Annotated in this window: 12 protein-coding genes and 1 pseudogene; 12 read left to right on the forward strand and 1 reads right to left on the reverse strand. The window is 60.9% G+C overall.

Translation table 11 applies throughout. The annotated features are described in order from the left end of the window. Positions 1–455: 455 nt before the first annotated feature. Positions 456–689 carry a 50S ribosomal protein L31 gene (gene rpmE / locus WBB95_RS26130; RefSeq protein ID WP_005784030.1) on the forward strand — a complete coding sequence of 78 codons (234 nt, stop codon included), beginning with the start codon at positions 456–458 and terminating at the stop codon, positions 687–689. A 290-nt stretch (positions 690–979) separates the two neighbouring features. Further along, positions 980–2,248 (forward strand): malic enzyme-like NAD(P)-binding protein, encoded by a 1,269-nt coding sequence (locus tag WBB95_RS26135; protein ID WP_122538156.1) that lies wholly within the window; start codon positions 980–982, stop codon positions 2,246–2,248. A 139-nt stretch (positions 2,249–2,387) separates the two neighbouring features. Here WBB95_RS26135 and WBB95_RS26140 read toward each other — a convergent pair whose 3' ends face one another. Then, positions 2,388–4,850 carry a penicillin-binding protein 1A gene (locus WBB95_RS26140; RefSeq protein WP_424490226.1) on the reverse strand — a complete coding sequence of 821 codons (2,463 nt, stop codon included), beginning with the start codon at positions 4,848–4,850 and terminating at the stop codon, positions 2,388–2,390. Between the two features lie 220 nt (positions 4,851–5,070). Between WBB95_RS26140 and pilM the strand changes: the two genes are divergently transcribed. The 10 genes and pseudogenes from pilM (at position 5,071) to hemE (ending at position 19,521) form a co-directional block, all read left to right on the forward strand. Next, the gene (gene pilM / locus WBB95_RS26145) at positions 5,071–5,727 is read left to right on the forward strand and encodes a type IV pilus biogenesis protein PilM (protein ID WP_424490207.1); all 657 of its coding nucleotides are present in this window, start codon (positions 5,071–5,073) and stop codon (positions 5,725–5,727) included. Continuing rightward, a complete protein-coding gene (locus WBB95_RS26150) occupies positions 5,724–6,275 on the forward strand; it encodes a PilN domain-containing protein (protein ID WP_424490208.1) in 552 nt (183 codons plus the stop codon). Before pilM ends, WBB95_RS26150 begins: the two co-directional genes overlap by 4 nt. Beyond that, entirely contained in the window at positions 6,272–7,231 is a 960-nt protein-coding gene (locus tag WBB95_RS26155) for a pilus assembly protein PilP (RefSeq protein ID WP_424490209.1), read from the forward strand. The genes WBB95_RS26150 and WBB95_RS26155 overlap by 4 nt, the downstream gene beginning before the upstream one ends. 145 nt (positions 7,232–7,376) lie before the next feature. After that, positions 7,377–8,627: pseudogene (locus tag WBB95_RS26160) on the forward strand (type IV pilus secretin PilQ); the annotation flags it as partial. Positions 8,628–8,631: 4 nt separating this feature from the next. Then, positions 8,632–9,150: a shikimate kinase AroK gene (aroK, locus tag WBB95_RS26165; RefSeq protein WP_017138567.1), complete on the forward strand. Its 519-nt coding sequence runs from the start codon at positions 8,632–8,634 to the stop codon at positions 9,148–9,150. 124 nt (positions 9,151–9,274) lie between these two features. Then, positions 9,275–10,375 (forward strand): 3-dehydroquinate synthase, encoded by a 1,101-nt coding sequence (aroB, locus tag WBB95_RS26170; protein WP_424490210.1) that lies wholly within the window; start codon positions 9,275–9,277, stop codon positions 10,373–10,375. A 10-nt stretch (positions 10,376–10,385) separates the two neighbouring features. Beyond that, a complete protein-coding gene (locus WBB95_RS26175) occupies positions 10,386–11,954 on the forward strand; it encodes an SPOR domain-containing protein (RefSeq protein WP_424490211.1) in 1,569 nt (522 codons plus the stop codon). 350 nt (positions 11,955–12,304) lie between these two features. Next, on the forward strand, positions 12,305–16,750 hold the full coding sequence (gene gltB / locus WBB95_RS26180; RefSeq protein WP_424490212.1) for a glutamate synthase large subunit: 4,446 nt from the start codon (positions 12,305–12,307) through the stop codon (positions 16,748–16,750). Between the two features lie 32 nt (positions 16,751–16,782). Then, positions 16,783–18,201 carry an FAD-dependent oxidoreductase gene (locus WBB95_RS26185; RefSeq protein ID WP_424490213.1) on the forward strand — a complete coding sequence of 473 codons (1,419 nt, stop codon included), beginning with the start codon at positions 16,783–16,785 and terminating at the stop codon, positions 18,199–18,201. 252 nt (positions 18,202–18,453) lie between these two features. Then, the gene (hemE, locus tag WBB95_RS26190) at positions 18,454–19,521 is read left to right on the forward strand and encodes a uroporphyrinogen decarboxylase (RefSeq protein ID WP_424490214.1); all 1,068 of its coding nucleotides are present in this window, start codon (positions 18,454–18,456) and stop codon (positions 19,519–19,521) included. The last annotated feature ends 132 nt before the right edge of the window (positions 19,522–19,653 follow it).

Genomic DNA, 19,653 nt, shown 5'->3' on the forward strand with positions numbered 1-19,653 from the left:
ATGGCGCGTGGCGGCGGCCCGCGGAGTAATGCCGGAGTGCGGGCACACCGAGCCACAGCGAGGTGCCGAGTGGTGGGGCAAGAGCGCTTTGGTTACTTTCGCGCTTTTCGAAAGTGACCCGCTGTAAGAGCGGAACCCATAGAAGCCATCACCCCAATACCGGATATGTACCCAACGAACCCACACAAACCGCAAAACCCAAGCCATAAAAACGTGTAGATGCCAATCCCGCGACTCGCCAAACGCACCACCCCACACACCGCCATCACGGTCAAGCCCGGCCCCCACAGGACTCGTGACATACCCACAATTTCTGATGAAAGGCGCTTTTATCTACACAGCCAATACCTCCCACCGCTTGCACGATTAAAAAGGTCTGGTAGAATCCGCGGCCTAATTACGTGCGGTATTCGACAATAGTGTCGAGTGGCGGCACGCTAGCCCGAGGAAGTGCCATGAAAGCCGATATCCATCCAGCGTACGAAACCATCGAAGTAACCTGCAGCTGCGGCAACAAGTTCGAAACACGTTCGAACCTGTGCAAGCCACTGGGTACTGACGTATGCAACGAGTGCCACCCGTTCTACACCGGTAAGCAGAAAACTCTGGACACCGGCGGCCGTGTACAGCGCTTCGCAGATCGCTTTGGTGCTTTCGGCAAGAAGCCTGCTGCTACTCCAGCAGAGTAAGGCTCAAAAGCCCTTTGGGTTTTTGCCAGCTGTTGAAAAAGGCGTCCCTTGTGGACGCCTTTTTTGTACCTGCAATTTGGCAATGCATCGCTCAAACCGACTTTTAACAAAAAAAATTGTAGACATTTTTTAAGTCGATTGTGAACAGTTGAGCCCTTGTATCCCGTGGCTCTTGGCCAAAAGTCGTAGCGCAGGGCCCTTGACACCTGTGACTGCCCAGTCTTGTAGGGACTTTGCGACACGCGTATCCTCGGCGGTCCGTCGACCAACAGTAAAAGCGGAATGCCGATATGTCTGATTTGAAAACTGCCGCTCTCGAATATCATGCCCATCCTCGTCCAGGAAAGCTGAGTGTAGAGCTCACCAAAGCCACTGCCACCGCCCGCGACCTGTCGCTGGCCTACAGCCCTGGCGTTGCCGAGCCCGTACGTGAAATCGCCCGCGACCCTGAACTGGCGTACAAGTACACCGGCAAAGGCAACCTGGTTGCAGTGATTTCCGATGGCACCGCGATTCTCGGCCTGGGTAACCTCGGCCCATTGGCTTCCAAGCCAGTCATGGAAGGTAAAGGCGTGCTGTTCAAGCGCTTTGCCGGCATCGACGTCTTCGACATCGAAGTCGATTCCGAGAGCCCGCAAGCTTTCATCGACACCGTAAAGCGCATTTCCATCACCTTCGGTGGCATCAACCTGGAAGACATCAAGGCACCTGAGTGCTTCGAGATCGAAAAGGCCCTGATCGAACAGTGCGACATCCCGGTATTCCACGATGACCAGCACGGCACCGCGATCGTTACCGCGGCCGGCATGATCAACGCCCTGGAAATCGCCGGCAAAACCCTGGCTGATGCACAGATCGTCTGCCTGGGTGCTGGCGCTGCGGCCATCTCCTGCATGAAATTGCTGGTGAGCATGGGTGCCAAGCTGGAAAACATCTTCATGGTCGACAGCAAGGGCGTTGTTCAGTCCGAGCGTACCGACCTGAACCAGTACAAGGCGATGTTTGCCCACGCTACCGACAAGCGCACCCTGGCTGATGCCCTTGACGGTGCAGACGTGTTCGTTGGCCTGTCCGGCCCGAACCTGCTGAGCGCCGAAGGCCTGAAAACCATGGCGGCCAACCCGATCGTGTTCGCCTGCTCCAACCCGGACCCAGAGATCTCGCCGGAACTGGCGCACGCCACCCGCAGCGACGTGATCATGGCCACTGGCCGTTCGGACTACCCGAACCAGGTCAACAACGTGCTGGGCTTCCCGTTCATCTTCCGTGGTGCCCTGGACGTTCGCGCCAAGCGCATCAACGAAGAGATGAAAGTGGCTGCCGCCAACGCCCTGCGTGAACTGGCCAAGCTGCCAGTGCCTCAGGACGTGTGCGACGCCTACGGTGGCGCCAAGCTGGAATTCGGTCGTGAGTACATCATTCCGAAACCAATGGATAAGCGCCTGATCACCCTGATCTCCGATGCCGTGGCCAAAGCCGCCATCGAGACCGGTGTGGCCACCCTGCCGTATCCGAAGCACTACCCGCTGCAAAGCGTGGATGATGTGTTCAACGGCTAAGCCGTTGTAGCGCACCAAACAAAAAGCCCCGGCTCTCGCGAGTCGGGGCTTTTTTTGTGGCTGGTGATTAACGTGAGCCTTGCAGAGATCCAAATGTGGCAGCTCCCACATTGGGAGCTGTATCAGGCTCGGGATCTCATCAGAACAAATCGATCGGCGCCGCCTCATCTGCCGGCAGCGGGCTGCCCGGTGCAACGCCATTGCCCAGCTCGTTGACCGACGGCGGTGTGTCTTCGCTCTTGAACAGCTCGAAGTACGCATTCGGCGTGCTTGGCGACGCCGCACGGCCACTCACTGGATCGATCCGCAGGCTCAGGATGCCTTCCGGCTCAGGCTGGGTGTGCAGCGGCTTGTCCTTCAGGGCCGCGCCCATGTAGCTCATCCAGATCGGCAGTGCGACGGTGCCACCAAACTCGCGACGGCCAAGGCTCTCCGGCTGGTCGTAACCGGTCCACACCGTGGTCACGTAGTCGGCGTTGTAGCCCGAGAACCAGGCGTCCTTGGAGTCGTTGGTGGTACCGGTCTTGCCCGCGATGTCTGCACGGCCCAGGGCCAGTGCACGGCGGCCGGTGCCTTTCTTGATCACGTCTTCGAGGATGCTGTTGAGGATGTAGGTGGTGCGGCCATCCACGACACGCTCAGCGACGGCTGGCGCTTGTGGTTCGGTGGGCGCTGCAGCGTTTGCGGCTGGCGCTGTACCTGGGGTCGGATTGATGGTGATGCCGCCGTTGCTCGGTGCCGCCAAACCATCAGTGGCTGCTACGCCGTTGACCACATCGCCCGGCACGCGTGGCGGGTTGGCGGTAAACAGGGTGTCGCCGTTGCGGCTTTCGATCTTGTCGATCAGGTACGGTGAAATCTTGTAGCCGCCGTTGGCAAAGGTGCTCCAGCCGGTGGCGATTTCCATCGGCGTGAGGGTCGCGGTGCCCAAGGCCAGGGACAGGTTCGGCGGCAGGTCCGACTTGTTGAAGCCAAAGCGCGTGATGTAGTCGATGGTCTTGCCCACACCCATCGCTTGCAGCAGGCGGATCGACACCAGGTTACGCGACTTGTACAGCGCTTCGCGCACGCGGATCGGGCCGAGGAAGGTGTTGGTGTCGTTCTTCGGGCGCCAGACCTTGTCCAGGTACTCGTCGACAAACACGATCGGCGCATCGTTGACCAGGCTGGCGGCGGTGTAGCCATTGTCCAGTGCGGCGCTGTAGATGAAGGGCTTGAAGCTCGAACCCGGCTGACGCTTGGCCTGGGTGGCGCGGTTGTAGTTGCTCTGCTCGAAGGCAAAGCCGCCGACCAGGGCACGAATTGCACCGTTTTGCGGGTCCAGGGACACGAGCGCGCCTTGAGCCAAAGGCACCTGGCTGAATTTCAGGCTGTCGTCTTTCTGGCGTTGCACGCGGATCAAGTCACCCACTTGGGCCACGTCGGACGGCTGCTTGGGCATCGGGCCCATGCTGTTGGTGTTCAGGAAGGGGCGTGCCCACTTCATGCTGTCCCACGCCACATGCGCTTCGCCGGAGCGAGTCAGCACCTGAACGCCATCTTTCATCACCTGGGTAACGATGGCCGGCTCCAGGCCGCTGATCGGGCGTTGTTTGCCCAACTCAGTGGTCCAGGCGCTCAGGGTCTTGCCTGGCAGGCGTGACTCGGGGCCGCGGTAGCCGTGGCGCTGGTCGTAGGCGACCAAGCCTGAGTGCACCGAGCTATTGGCAATTTCCTGCAGGTCGCTCGGCACCGTCGTGGTCACGCGGAAACCTTCGGTGTAGGCCTCGCTGCCGTAGCGGCCGACCATCTCGGCGCGCGCCATTTCGGCGATGTACGGCGCGTTCACTTCTGGCGTCGGCACGTGGTAGCTGGCGTTCAGCGGCTCGGCCACTGCGCTTTCATAGGCGGCCTGGTCGATCTTGCCCAGCTTGTACATGCGCCCCAGGATCCAGTCGCGACGCTCTTTGCTGCGCGCAGGGTTGGCCAGGGGGTTGAAGCGCGACGGCGCCTTGGGCAGGCCGGCAATCATTGCCATCTGCGCCAGGCTGGCGTCACGAATCGACTTGCCGTAGTAGACCTGCGACGCCGCTTCGATGCCGTAGGCACGGTTGCCCAGGTAAATCTTGTTCACGTACAGCTCAAGGATCTCGTCCTTGGTCAGCTGACGCTCGATCTGCAACGCCAGCAGAATCTCGGTGGCTTTGCGCGAAAAGCTGCGTTCGCTGGTGAGGAAGAAGTTCTTCGCCACCTGCATGGTGATGGTGCTGCCGCCGGATTGAATGTGTCCGCTTTTTACCAACTGCGTGGCCGCACGCACCAGGCTGCTCGGGTCGACGCCGTAGTGATTGGCGAAATTATCATCCTCAGCCGAGAGCAGGGCATTGATGAAATTGGGCGGAATATCGGCGAAACGGATCGGTGTGCGGCGCATTTCGCCGAACTCCGCGATCAGCTTTTCATCGCTGCTGTAGACCCGCAAAGGAATCTGCAACTGGATACTTCTGAGCGCCTCTACGGAGGGCAAACCCGGACTAAGGTAGAGGTATGCACCGCTGAGTACGAGCATCAGCCCGCAGACGATCGCGACAATGGAGTACCCGAAAAACTTCAGCAGACGAATCAAGGCTTTTGGATTTCCAGAGAAAAGAATGAGTTAGGCGTCGGGGCATGCATGGCAAACGATGGATCGACCCGAGCGGCAGATAAAAAGCGGGAAAAAACGCTGGGCATTAAAGCATTTTCGGCCTGAGGCGTCATTCGCGAGGCTCAAACAAGTCGACCGAATGCACCTCGCCCGGCAGCAATCAGGCGGTATGACAGGCAAAGTTTTAGGGAGTTTTATGAGAAAGGGATTTTTCAGGCGAAAAGTCGACACCGTCCTGGGTGTCGACATCAATGACAGCGGCATCAAGCTGATCGAACTGGGCCGCACGGCTGATGGGTATAGCGTCGAGAGCTACGCCACGCGGGGGCTTCCTGCCCGCGCGGTGGTTGACGGCGCGTTGTTGGACCTTGATGGCGTAGGCCAGGCGCTGCTTGAGGCATTGTCGCGGATGCGTACCTCGGCCCGGCAGGCAGCGGTTGCCGTGGCTGGGCCCTCGGTCATCACGCGGGTGATCGAAATGGAAGCGGGGCTCAGCGACGCCGAAATGGCCTGGATGATTCAGATGGAAGCCGATCAGTACATTCCCTACCCATTGGATGACGTCGCCCTCGACTTTCAGGTGCGCGGCCCTTCGGCTCAATCTGCTGGTCGGGTCGAGGTGGTGTTGGCGGCGTGCCTCAGGGCACAGATCGAAGCCCGGAAAGCGGTTTTGAACTTGGCGGGGCTTGTCGCACGGGTGGTGGATGTGGAAGGGTTTGCATTGGAGCGCGCTTGCCGTCAGGATTTCGCCAGCTTCATGCCGGGTCGTCGAGTCGACGGTGCGCAATGGGCCGTGGATGCCCACGGGATGGGAATTGCTTGCGGGTTGGCCCTCAGGAGTTTCGCTGAATGACACGAATCAATCTTTTGCCATGGCGACAGGCCCTGGCGGAACGGCGGCGCAAATACTTCCTGATGTGTTTGCTCGCCTTCGGCTGTGTGGCGCTCGCGGCAGTGTGGCTGGCCGATCAGGTGATTGACCGCGCGATCGACCGGCAAGTGACGCGCAATAACCACTTGGGCAAGGACATCGCGGTCCTCGATTCGCGCATAAAGACCATTGATGACCTTCAAGAGCAAAGCCAGCAATTGGCGAAGCGCATGAAGGTCGTGCAGGACCTGCACGAGGCCCGCTCGGCCAGTGCCCAGCTCCTCGACCAGTTGGCCCGTGCGGTGCCTGATGGCGTGCATCTGCATGAGGTGGTTGCGAAGGGCGATACGGTGAGTGTCAGCGGCAGCGCTGAATCCAGCCAGGATATCGCCCAGTTGATGCGCCGCCTGGAAGCCTCCGAAGGTGCCCGTACCACTCGGTTGCAGCACGTGCGGGCGGAAGGTGAGCGGGGCGCCAATGAATTTCAATTGATGGTGCGCCAAGGGGCATCCACCGAGGCCCAGCCGTGAGCCTGCCCAGGCTCGACTTTTCCACGCTGTCCTACAACGCTTCGAAATGGCCCCTGCCGAGCAGGGTCCTGTTGGGCTGTGCGCTGGCGGGACTGTTGCTGCTGGTGGGCGAAGGCCTGCTCTTGAACCCGTCACGGCAGCGGCTGCAGGCGTTGGAGGCGCAGGAAGTAGCCTTGCAAGCGCAGCAAGTGGAAAAAAACACTGTATCCGCCAGTCTTGAGGGGCGGGCTCGCCAGTTGGAGCCAGGCCAGGCAAAAATGGATGAGTTGTTGCGGCAACTGCCCGGCGAAGCACGGATGCCGGGGTTGTTGGAAGACCTGGCGCGGTTGGCGGCGGCCAATGGCTTGGCGGTTGAAAGCATCACCGTACTGGATGAGCAGCCGCTGCCGTTTTATGTCGAGCAACCCTTGCAAATTGGCGCCACCGGCACGTTTCACGACCTGACGGCGTTCGTGAATGCGCTGGGCGGGTTGTCGCGAATCGTCACCGTGCACGATATCGCCCTTCGACCTGATGGGGCGTTGCTGCGCGTTGAACTGCTGGCGAAGACTTATCGAAGCGGCTTGCATGACGCTACAGCCGCCGAACCGGGCGCGCGGGTTGTCGCCGCTGCGATCTTGCGCGACCCGTTCCGGCCGCCGCAATTGCAGGCCGGGCCTGTAGCTGGCCGGCCCGCACCTCCACCGGACCTCACACGGCAGCGCAGCGTACTCGAAGGCCTCGCGGTCGATCAGTTCGAAATGGTCGGCACCTTGTCCCGTGGCGTGCAGGACTTCGTGTTACTGCGCGCGGCCTCGACGGTGCATCGGCTTGCGATTGGCGACTATCTGGGGCCAAACCACGGTCGGGTCACCGCCATTCATGCCGGCCACGTCGAATTGGCCGAGTTATTCCCCGATGAACAGGGCGCCTGGCTTGAGCGCTCACGAACCCTCGTATTGAACGTCAACTCATAACGGAATAAAACCAATGAAAAGGACTTTCTCGTCCTTCGGTGTGGCGCTATGGATAGCGTTCACGGCACCGATGGCTGTTGCTGTGCCCAATCGCGTGGATTTGATCCAGCTGCCGCCCCCTGGCAACGCGGTTGCGGGCGCGTTTACCGGCGACAAACTCAACCTCAATTTCCAGAACATCGAGCTGCGCACGGTGCTGCAACAGATCGCCGACGTGGCTGGCCTTAACCTGGTGGCCAGTGATGAAGTGCAGGGTTCAATCACCTTGCGGCTCAAGGATGTGCCCTGGGACCAGGCGCTGGACCTGGTCCTGCAGAGCAAGGGCCTGGATAAACGCGTGAAGGCCGGTGTATTGCTGGTGGCGCCCGCCGACGAGTTGGCGGCTCGCGAGCTGCTGACGCTGGAGGCGCGAAAACAGATGGCCGAGCTTGCACCCTTGCGGCGGGAACTGTTGCAGGTCAATTACGCCAAGGCGGCGGACCTGGCCAGGCTGTTCCAGTCAGTGACCGGCCTGGAAGGCATCGCCGACGAGCGTGGTTCCGTGGCGGTGGACGACCGCACCAACAACATCATCGCCTATCAGACCAGCGAGCGGCTCGAAGAGCTGCGGCGCATCGTGGCGCAGCTGGATATTCCGGTGCGCCAGGTGATGATCGAGGCGCGGATCGTAGAAGCCAACGTGGATTACGACAGAAACCTGGGCGTGCGCTGGGGTGGGCGGCTCAACCGGGGCAACTGGGGTGCTGGCGGTATCGGCAAGTCCTTGGCCGAAGGTGCCGAGCCCCCGGAAAATCCGCCCAGTTCGCCGTTTGTTGACCTGGGCTCACTCACCGGGACTTCAGGCCTGGGCCTCGCCTTTATCACCGACAACCTGTTGCTGGACCTGGAATTGACCGCGATGGAGAAATCCGGCAATGGCGAAATCGTCTCGCAGCCCAAGGTGGTCACGTCCGACAAGGAGACTGCGCGCATCCTCAAGGGCACCGAGATTCCCTATCAGGAATCGACCTCCCAGGGGGCCACGTCGGTGTCGTTCAAGGAGGCCTCGCTGTCACTGGAGGTGACGCCGCAAATCACCCCGGATGACTGGGTGATCATGGACGTAAGGGTGACCAAGGATGAGCCCGACTACCTGAACAAACTCAACGACGTGCCGCCGATCAAGAAAAACGAAGTCAACGCCAAGGTGCTGGTCAAGGATGGCGAGACCATCGTCATCGGCGGGGTTTTCTCCACTACCCAAAGCAAAGTGGTAGATAAAGTGCCATTTTTGGGCGATGTACCGTATCTTGGCCGCCTTTTCCGGCGCGATGTATTGGCAGAAAGAAAATCCGAGCTGCTGGTATTTCTGACTCCGCGTATTATGAATAACCAGGCGATTGCTGTGAGTCGTTGATTCTGTGCGAAATTTGATTCTTGTAGGACCGATGGGGGCTGGAAAAAGCACCATCGGCCGTTTGCTGGCCAAAGAGCTGCGCCTGCCATTCAAAGACTCCGATAAGGAAATTGAATTGCGCACGGGCGCCAATATCCCGTGGATCTTCGATAAGGAAGGCGAGCTGGGCTTTCGCGACCGCGAGCAGGCGATGATTGCCGAGCTGTGCGGCTGCGATGGCGTGGTATTGGCCACCGGCGGTGGTGCCGTGATGCGCGATGAAAACCGCCGGGCGCTGCACGCCGGTGGTCGCGTGGTCTACCTGCATGCCTCGGTCGAGCAGCAAGTGGGCCGTACCGCCCGCGATCGCAATCGTCCGTTACTGCGCACTGCTGATCCTGCAAAAACCTTGAGGGATCTGCTCACGCTGCGCGATCCGCTGTACCGGGAAATCGCCGATCTGGTGGTGGAAACCGATGAGCGGCCGCCACGAATGGTGGTTCTCGACATTCTTGAGCGCTTGCAGCAGTTGCCGCCCCGTTAAAGCCAGGCCCGAAATGCGCTATTCTCGGCGGCGCGCTATCACCCTTCGAGGTGTGGCGTAGAGCCATCAGGCGACGTCAGATGTGAGCGTTGCCGATCGTCAATACATCTTCACGCGGGGACACATGCAGACACTTAAGGTCGATCTAGGCGAGCGCAGCTACCCAATCCATATTGGCGAGGGTTTGTTGGACCAGCCCGAGTTGCTCGCACCGCACATTGCCGGGCGGCAAGTGGCGATCATCTCCAACGAAACGGTCGCGCCGCTGTATCTTGAGCGTCTGAGCCGCAGCCTGGCGGCGTACTCGGTGATTTCGGTGATCCTGCCCGACGGCGAGGCCCACAAGAACTGGGAAACCCTGCAACTGATTTTTGATGGCCTGCTGACTGCGCGTCATGACCGTCGGACCACCGTGATCGCCCTGGGCGGCGGTGTGATCGGCGATATGGCCGGCTTTGCGGCGGCCTGCTATCAGCGCGGCGTGGACTTTATCCAGGTGCCGACCACGTTGTTGTCCCAGGTCGATTCGTCGGTGGGCGGCAAAACCGGTATCAATCACCCGCTGGGCAAGAACATGGTCGGCGCGTTTTATCAGCCGCAAGCCGTGCTGATCGACACCGCCACGCTCAACACCCTGCCACCGCGCGAGCTGTCGGCGGGCCTGGCGGAAGTCATCAAGTACGGGCTGATTTGCGACGAGCCGTTCCTGACCTGGCTGGAAGAACATGTCGACGCCCTGCGCGGCCTCGACCAAGTGGCCCTGACCGAAGCGATTTCCCGCTCCTGCGCCGCCAAGGCGTTGGTGGTCAATGCCGACGAGCGTGAGTCCGGCGTGCGGGCTACCCTGAACCTGGGCCACACCTTCGGCCATGCGATCGAAACGCACATGGGCTATGGTGTGTGGTTGCATGGGGAAGCCGTCGCGGCGGGCACGGTGATGGCGTTGGAGATGTCGCAGCGCCTGGGCTGGATCAGCGCCCAGGAGCGTGATCGCGGCATTCGCCTGTTCCAGCGCGCCGGTTTGCCGGTCATTCCGCCTGCGGAGATGACCGAGGCGGATTTCCTCGAACATATGGCAATAGACAAGAAAGTGATCGACGGTCGCCTGCGACTGGTGCTGCTGCGCCACATCGGCGAAGCGGTAGTGACCGACGATTATCCGAAAGAGATTTTACAGGCCACGCTGGGAGCGGATTACCGCGCCCTGGCCCAGCTTAAAGGTTAATAAGATCCCGATGACTAGTTTGCATGCCGACGAGGCGTTCCTCGGCCATTACCAGTTAAGCCACGACCCTTTTGCTCCACGGGTGCCTGGCTTCAAATTTTTCCCTGCCCAGCGCAAGCCGGTGCTTGGCCAACTGCACCATCTGGCGCGCTACAGCCAGCTGCTGCTGGTAGTAACCGGCCCGCTGGGCAGCGGCAAGACCTTGCTGCGTCAGGCGCTGGTTGCCAGCACCAACAAGCAATCGGTGCAGAGCGTGGTGGTGTCGGCCCGTGGCGCCGGTGATGCGGCCGGTGTGTTGCGCCAAGTGGCGCAGGCCCTGAACGTTGCCACGGCCGAGCCGAACGCGATCCTCAAGCAAGTGGTGCAGTTGGGCCTGACCGGGCAGGAAGTCTACCTGCTGGTGGATGACGCCGAGCAGCTCGACGAGTCCGCCCTGGAAGCGCTGTTGGCGCTGGCGGCGGGCACGCCGGAAGGCCGTCCGCATGTGTTCCTGTTTGGCGAGTCGTCGTTGATCGCCGATCTGGAGCAGATCAGCGGTGAGCAGGAGCTGTTTCACGTCATCGAGCTGCAGCCGTACGAAGAGGAAGAGACCCGCGAATACTTGGCTCAACGCCTTGAGGGCGCAGGGGCAGGTATCGAACTTTTCTCCGCTTCGCAGATCTCTGATATTCACGAAAGCTCCGACGGCTGGCCTGGCACCATCAACCAGGTTGCCCGCGATGCCTTGATCGAAGCCATGATTGCCAGCCGCTCTGCGGTGAAGCGTCCAAAGATGGGGTTCACTATGCCTAAGAAGCACGTATTGGCGATTTCCGCCGTTGTCGTGGTCGCTGTCGCCGCTGCCTGGTTGATCCCAGGCCGCAGCAAAGCACCCGCCACCGCCGGTGCGCCAACCGAACAGGCGCAGTTGCCACTGGGCAAGCCCACGCCAAACGTCGAATTCGCCAACTCCGGTCAACCGACCAACCTGCCAATGGTTGGCCAGCCTGTCATGCGCGGCCCACTCGCCGAAGAAGCCGGTGGCATCTCCGAAGGCGACGACGGCGTGCCGGTGGAAGGCTCCAGCGCCACGCCGCCGACCGTGACCACCACCGCGCCGCCTGCTGGCGTACCGGCCGGCCCGGCAGCCACCCCGGCGGCCAAACCGACTCCAGCGCCAACCGTTGCTACCGCCAAGCCGGCACCAGTAGCCAAACCTGTCGCACCTGCGCCAGTTGCCAAGCCAGCGCCTGCTCCCGCGGCCAAGCCGGTTGAAAAACCAGCCGCCACCGTTGCCAAGGCCGGTGCCGCCGGCAGCGGCTGGTATTCCAGCCAGCCTACCGGCAACTTCGTGGTGCAGATCCTCGGCACCAGCTCTGAAGCCAACGCCCAGGCGTTCGTGAAAGAGCAGGGCGGCGAGTACCGTTATTTCAAGAAAGTGCTCAACGGCAAGCCTCTCTACGTGATCACGTACGGCAACTTCTCCAGCCGTGCAGCCGCTGAATCCGCTATCAAGGCCTTGCCAGCGAAGGTTCAGGCTGGTAAACCTTGGCCTCGCACTGTCGCCAGCGTTCAACAAGAACTCGCAACAGCTCGCTGAAGATCCGGCGGCCTTACCCAGGCCGCCCTCTCGGCACCTCAAAAAAAACCAGACAGCGTGCAGCCCTGAAGGCCGCGCGCTTTGTGGTGTCTGCGTCACAGTAGCTTTTGAGTCGTAGCGGTCAAAATTAAAAAAGTTTTGACTAGCACAGCATATCGCTTTAAACCTTTCATAAATGCGACATAGATTTGCGACATTTCGTCGCTAAATTTGTGAGCGTTCGTGTCGGTGTGTACAATGACCTCCCTTTTGCCCCCGCTAAGCCGGCGTACGTTCGGCGTGGAAGGTAACCGGTTGAATTGAAAAGAAATTTGCCTCGTCATAAGAGGCAGCCTGGTGAGAAAGTGTCTATGAAAGCAGGTCTGTACCAACCCGATGAATTCAAGGATAACTGCGGTTTCGGCCTGATAGCCCACATGCAGGGCGAGCCCAGTCATACCCTTTTGCAAACGGCCATCGAGGCCCTGACCTGCATGACCCACCGCGGTGGGATCAACGCCGACGGCAAGACCGGTGACGGTTGCGGCTTGCTGATTCAAAAGCCCGACCAATTCCTGCGCGCTGTCGCCAAAGAGCATTTCGGCGCCGACTTGCCCAAGCAATACGCCGTGGGCATGGTGTTCTTCAACCAGGACCCGGTAAAAGCCGAAGCCGCTCGCGAGAACATGAACCGCGAAATCGCTGCCGCCGGCCTGCAACTCGTCGGCTGGCGCAAAGTGCCGATCGACACCAGCGTGCTCGGCCGCCTGGCGCTGGAGCGCCTGCCGCAGATCGAACAAGTGTTCATCGCAGGTGACGGCCTGAGCGATCAGGACATGGCGATCAAGCTGTTCACCTCGCGTCGTCGTTCGTCGGTGTCCAATGCCGCCGACACCGACCACTACATCTGCAGCTTTTCGCACAAGACCATCATTTATAAAGGCCTGATGATGCCGGCGGATTTGACCGCCTTCTATCCAGACCTTAAAGACGAGCGCCTGCAAACCGCGATCTGCGTGTTCCACCAGCGCTTCTCTACCAACACCTTGCCGAAATGGCCGCTGGCCCAGCCATTCCGCTTTCTCGCCCACAACGGCGAGATCAACACCATCACCGGCAACCGCAACTGGGCTGTGGCCCGTCGCACCAAGTTCGCCAACGATTTGATGGACCTCGAAGAGCTCGGCCCGCTGGTCAACCGCGTGGGTTCCGACTCCTCCAGCATGGACAACATGCTCGAACTGATGGTCACCGGCGGCATCGACCTGTTCCGTGGCGTGCGCATGATCATTCCGCCTGCGTGGCAGAACGTCGAAACCATGGACCCGGACCTGCGTGCGTTCTACGAGTACAACTCGATGCACATGGAGCCGTGGGACGGCCCGGCGGGCGTGGTCATGACCGACGGCCGCTATGCGGTCTGCCTGCTCGACCGTAACGGCCTGCGCCCGGCGCGTTGGGTCACCACCACCAACGGTTTCATCACCCTGGCGTCGGAAATCGGCGTGTGGGACTACAAGCCTGAAGACGTTATCGCAAAAGGCCGCGTAGGCCCTGGCCAAATCCTAGCCGTGGACACCGAAACCGGTCAGATCCTCGACACCGACGCCATCGACAACCGCTTAAAGTCGCGTCACCCGTACAAGCAATGGCTGCGCAAGAACGCCCTGCGCATCCAGGCGACCATGGAAGACAACGACCACGGTTCGGCTTTCTACGATGTCGACCAGCTCAAGCAGTACATGAAGATGTATCAAGTCACGTTCGAAGAGCGCGACCAGGTACTGCGTCCGCTCGGCGAGCAAGGTTACGAGGCCGTCGGCTCCATGGGCGATGACACGCCAATGGCCGTGCTGTCCCAGCGCGTGCGCACGCCGTACGACTATTTCCGTCAGCAGTTCGCCCAGGTGACCAACCCACCGATCGACCCGCTGCGTGAAGCCATCGTGATGTCGCTGGAAGTGTGCCTCGGTGCCGAGCGCAACATCTTCCAGGAATCGCCTGAGCACGCTTCCCGCGTAATCCTCAGTTCGCCAGTGGTGTCCCCGGCCAAGTGGCGCTCGTTGATGACCCTGGATCGCCCAGGCTTCGAGCGCCAGATCATCGACCTGAACTACGACGAGAGCCTCGGCCTTGAAGCCGCTGTGCGTAACGTCGCTGACCAGGCCGAAGAAGCCGTGCGTGCCGGTCGCACCCAGATCGTGCTGACCGACCGCCACATTGCCCCGGGCAAGTTGCCGATCCACGCTTCGCTGGCGACCGGTGCCGTGCACCACCGCCTGACCGAAAAAGGCCTGCGTTGCGACTCCAACATCCTCGTCGAAACCGCCACCGCCCGCGACCCGCATCACTTTGCGGTGTTGATCGGCTTCGGTGCTTCGGCGGTGTACCCGTTCCTCGCGTACGAAGTGCTCGGCGACCTGATCCGTACCGGTGAAGTGCTGGGCGACCTCTACGAGGTGTTCAAGAACTACCGTAAAGGCATCACCAAGGGCCTGCTGAAGATCCTGTCGAAGATGGGCATCTCCACGGTTACCTCCTACCGTGGCGCGCAGTTGTTCGAAGCCATCGGCTTGTCTGAAGAAGTCTGCGAGCTGAGCTTCCGTGGCGTGCCAAGCCGCATCAAGGGCGCGCGTTTCGTCGATATCGAAGCCGAGCAGAAAGCCCTGGCAGCCGAAGCCTGGAGCGCGCGCAAGCCGATCCAGCAAGGCGGCCTGCTCAAGTTCGTGCACGGTGGCGAATACCACGCCTACAACCCGGACGTGGTCAGCACCCTGCAAGCCGCTGTGCAACAGGGCGACTACGCCAAGTTCAAGGAATACACCGCGCTGGTGGATAACCGCCCGGTGTCGATGATTCGCGACCTGTTCAAGGTGAAAACCCTGGACACGCCGCTGGCCATCAGCGAGATCGAGCCATTGGAATCGATCCTCAAGCGTTTCGACTCCGCCGGCATTTCCCTGGGCGCCTTGTCGCCTGAGGCGCACGAAGCCCTGGCCGAAGCCATGAACCGCCTGGGTGCGCGTTCCAACTCCGGCGAAGGCGGTGAAGACCCGGCGCGCTACGGCACCATCAAGAGCTCGAAAATCAAGCAGGTTGCGACTGGCCGTTTCGGTGTGACCCCGGAATACCTGGTCAACGCCGAAGTGTTGCAGATCAAAGTCGCTCAGGGCGCCAAGCCCGGTGAAGGCGGCCAGCTGCCAGGCGGCAAGGTCAACGGTCTGATCGCCAAGCTGCGTTACGCAGTGCCGGGCGTGACGTTGATTTCGCCACCGCCGCACCACGACATCTACTCGATCGAGGATTTGTCGCAGCTGATTTTCGACCTCAAGCAAGTCAACCCGCAGGCCCTGGTCTCGGTGAAACTGGTAGCAGAAGCCGGCGTGGGCACCATCGCCGCTGGTGTGGCCAAGGCCTATGCCGACCTGATCACCATCTCTGGCTACGACGGCGGCACGGGCGCTTCGCCGCTGACCTCGATCAAGTACGCCGGTGCGCCGTGGGAACTCGGCCTGGCTGAAACTCACCAGACCCTGCGCGGCAACGACTTGCGCGGCAAAGTCCGGGTGCAGACCGACGGCGGCCTGAAAACCGGCCTCGACGTGATCAAGGCTGCGATTCTCGGCGCCGAAAGCTTCGGCTTCGGCACCGCGCCAATGATCGCCCTGGGCTGCAAATACCTGCGCATCTGCCACCTGAACAACTGCGCCACCGGCGTGGCGACTCAGAACGAGAAGCTGCGCAAGGATCACTACATCGGCACCGTCGACATGGTGGTGAATTTCTTCACCTACGTCGCCGAAGAAACCCGTGAGTGGCTGGCCAAGCTGGGCGTGCGTTCGCTGGAAGAGCTGATCGGCCGCACTGACCTGCTCGACATCCTCGAAGGCCAGACCGCCAAGCAACAGCACCTGGACCTGACGCCGCTGTTGGGCAGCGATCACATCCCGGCAGACAAACCACAATTCTGCCAGGTAGACCGCAACCCGCCGTTCGACAAAGGCCTGTTGGCCGAGAAGATGGTCGAGATGGCCAGCTCTTCGATCAACGACGCCAGCGGTGGCGAATTCGCCCTGGATATCTGCAACTGCGACCGTTCCATCGGCGCACGCATCTCCGGCGAAATCGCACGCAAGCACGGCAACCAGGGTATGGCCAAGGCGCCGATCACCTTCCGCTTCAAAGGCACGGCTGGCCAGAGCTTCGGCGTATGGAACGCCGGTGGCCTGCACATGTACCTGGAAGGCGATGCCAACGACTACGTGGGCAAGGGCATGACCGGCGGCAAGCTGGTGATCGTTCCGCCAACCGGCAGCGTCTACAAGTCGCAGGAAAGCGCGATCATCGGCAACACCTGCCTGTACGGCGCCACGGGTGGCAAGCTGTTCGCCGCCGGTACTGCCGGTGAGCGTTTCGCGGTGCGTAACTCCGGTGCTCACACCGTGGTTGAAGGCACTGGCGATCACTGCTGCGAGTACATGACCGGGGGCTTTGTCGCGGTACTGGGCAAGACCGGTTACAACTTCGGTTCGGGCATGACCGGCGGTTTCGCCTACGTGCTCGACCAGGACAACACCTTCGTCGATAAGGTCAACCACGAGTTGGTCGAGATCCAGCGGATCAGCGGCGAAGCCATGGAATCCTACCGGAACCACTTGCAGCACGTGCTGGACGAGTACGTCGAGGAGACCGGCAGCGAATGGGGCCGCAACCTCGCCGAAAACCTCGATGATTACCTGCGTCGTTTCTGGCTGGTCAAGCCCAAGGCTGCCAACCTGAAATCGTTGCTTTCCAGCATCCGTGCCAATCCGCAGTGATATGCGCCTGAAGAGTTTGATGAGGTTTTAACATGGCTGAACGTCTGAATAACGACTTCCAGTTCATCGATGTCGGGCGCAAAGATCCGAAGAAGAAACTGTTGCGTCAACGCAAGAAAGAGTTCGTGGAAATCTACGAACCCTTCAAACCCCAGCACTCGGCCGACCAGGCCCACCGCTGCCTGGGTTGCGGTAACCCGTATTGCGAATGGAAGTGCCCGGTGCACAACTTCATTCCCAACTGGCTCAAATTGGTGGCCGAGGGCAACATCCTCGCCGCCGCCGAGCTGTCGCACCAGACCAACACCCTGCCGGAAGTCTGCGGCCGGGTGTGCCCGCAGGATCGTCTGTGCGAGGGTGCGTGCACCCTTAATGACGGCTTCGGCGCGGTGACCATCGGTTCGGTCGAGAAGTACATCACCGACACCGCGTTCGCCATGGGCTGGCGCCCGGACATGTCCAAGGTCAAGCCGACCGGCAAGCGCGTCGCCATCATCGGCGCGGGCCCGGCGGGCCTGGGCTGTGCCGACGTGTTGGTGCGCGGCGGCGTGACCCCGGTGGTGTTCGACAAGAACCCGGAAATCGGCGGCTTACTGACCTTCGGCATCCCCGAGTTCAAGCTGGAAAAAACCGTACTCAGCAACCGTCGTGAAGTGTTCACCGGCATGGGTATCGAGTTCCGTCTCAATACCGAGATCGGCAAAGACATCACCATGGAACAACTGCTCGCCGAATACGACGCCGTGTTCATGGGCATGGGCACCTACACCTACATGAAAGGCGGCTTTGCCGGTGAGGACCTGCCGGGCGTGCATGACGCGCTCGACTTCCTGATCGCCAACGTCAACCGCAACTTGGGCTTTGAAAAGTCGCCGGAAGATTTCGTCGACATGAAAGGCAAGAAGGTCGTGGTACTCGGCGGTGGCGACACGGCGATGGACTGCAACCGCACATCGATCCGCCAAGGCGCCAAGTCGGTGACCTGTGCGTACCGTCGTGACGAAGCCAACATGCCCGGCTCGCGCAAAGAGGTGAAGAACGCCAAGGAAGAAGGCGTGCGATTCCTCTACAACCGCCAGCCGATCGCCATCGTCGGTGAAGACCGTGTTGAAGGCGTGAAGGTGGTCGAGACCCGTCTCGGCGAACCGGACGCCCGTGGCCGTCGCAGCCCTGAGCCGATCCCGGGTTCCGAAGAGATCATCCCGGCCGACGCCGTGGTCATCGCCTTCGGCTTCCGCCCAAGCCCGGCGCCGTGGTTCGAGCAGTTCGAGATCCAGACCGACAGCCAGGGCCGTGTTGTAGCCCCGGAACAAGGCCAGTACAAACACCAGACCAGCAACCCGAAAATCTTCGCCGGTGGCGACATGGTTCGTGGTTCTGACTTGGTGGTAACCGCGATCTTCGAAGGCCGCAACGCCGCCGAAGGGATCCTGGATTACCTGCAGGTCTGATCAAATTTCAGTTTGAAATGCGATCAAATGTGGGAGCTGGCTTGCCTGTGATGCAGTCAACTCGGTCTGTCAACCAGACCCAGTTGATGCTATCGCAGGCAAGCCAGCTCCCACATAAACCTCATTTCACACTGGGGTTTGTGATGCCAGTCATTGCGACAAATTGACCCGATAGACAAAAGGCACGGCTCACTCCGTGCCTTTTGCGTCGCGCTCTGAGAAAATGCCCGCACTTTTTTTGCGGATGCCGACATGACTGCCCTCAAGAACGACCGTTTCCTTCGTGCCCTGCTCAAGCAGCCTGTAGACGTCACCCCCGTGTGGATGATGCGTCAAGCCGGTCGCTACCTGCCGGAATACCGCGCCAGTCGCGCCAACGCCGGCGACTTCATGAGCCTGTGCATGAACCCGGAGTTCGCCTGCGAAGTCACCATGCAACCGCTGGACCGCTACCCGCAACTGGACGCGGCCATCCTCTTTTCCGACATCCTCACCATCCCTGACGCCATGGGCCAAGGCCTGTACTTCGAAACCGGCGAAGGCCCGCGTTTCAAGAAAGTCGTCAGCACCCTGGCCGACATCGAAGCCTTGCCGATCCCGGATCCGCACAAGGACCTGGGCTACGTGATGGACGCAGTCAGCACCATCCGCCGCGAGCTGAACGGCCGCGTGCCGCTGATCGGCTTCTCCGGCAGCCCATGGACCCTGGCCACCTACATGGTCGAAGGCGGCTCGTCGAAAGACTTCCGCAAGACCAAGGCCATGCTCTACGACAACCCGCAGGCCATGCACCTGCTGCTGGACAAGCTGGCGCAGTCGGTCACCTCCTACCTCAACGGCCAGATCATGGCCGGCGCGCAAGCGGTGCAGATCTTCGACACCTGGGGCGGCAACCTGTCGGCGGCGGCGTACCAGGAATTCTCCCTGGCCTACATGCGCAAGATCGTCAGCGGCCTGATCCGCGAACACGAAGGCCGCAAAGTGCCGGTGATCATGTTCACCAAGGGCGGCGGCCTGTGGCTGGAAAGCATCGCCGACGCCGGCGCCGATGCACTGGGCCTGGACTGGACCTGCGACATCGGCGAAGCCCGCCAGCGCGTGGGTAACCGCGTTGCGCTGCAGGGCAACATGGACCCGACCGTGCTGTACGCCAAGCCGGAAGCGATCCGTACCGAAGTCGGCCGCATCCTGGCCAGCTACGGCAAGGGCAGCGGGCACGTGTTCAACTTGGGCCATGGCATCACGCCGGAAGTGAACCCTGAGCATGCCGGCGCGTTCCTGCGCGCGGTGCGTGAGCTGTCGGCGCAGTATCACGAGTGATTGTTGCCCAATAAAAAGCCCGGCCAAGTGCCGGGCTTTTTATTGGGGTAAATACAGAGCAGGTGGGAACCGGGTTGCATGTGGAGCTGGCTTGCCTGCGATGGCGATGCTGAATTCACCCTCGCATCGCAA

This window comes from Pseudomonas sp., from assembly GCF_049645325.1.
Lineage (GTDB): Bacteria > Pseudomonadota > Gammaproteobacteria > Pseudomonadales > Pseudomonadaceae > Aquipseudomonas.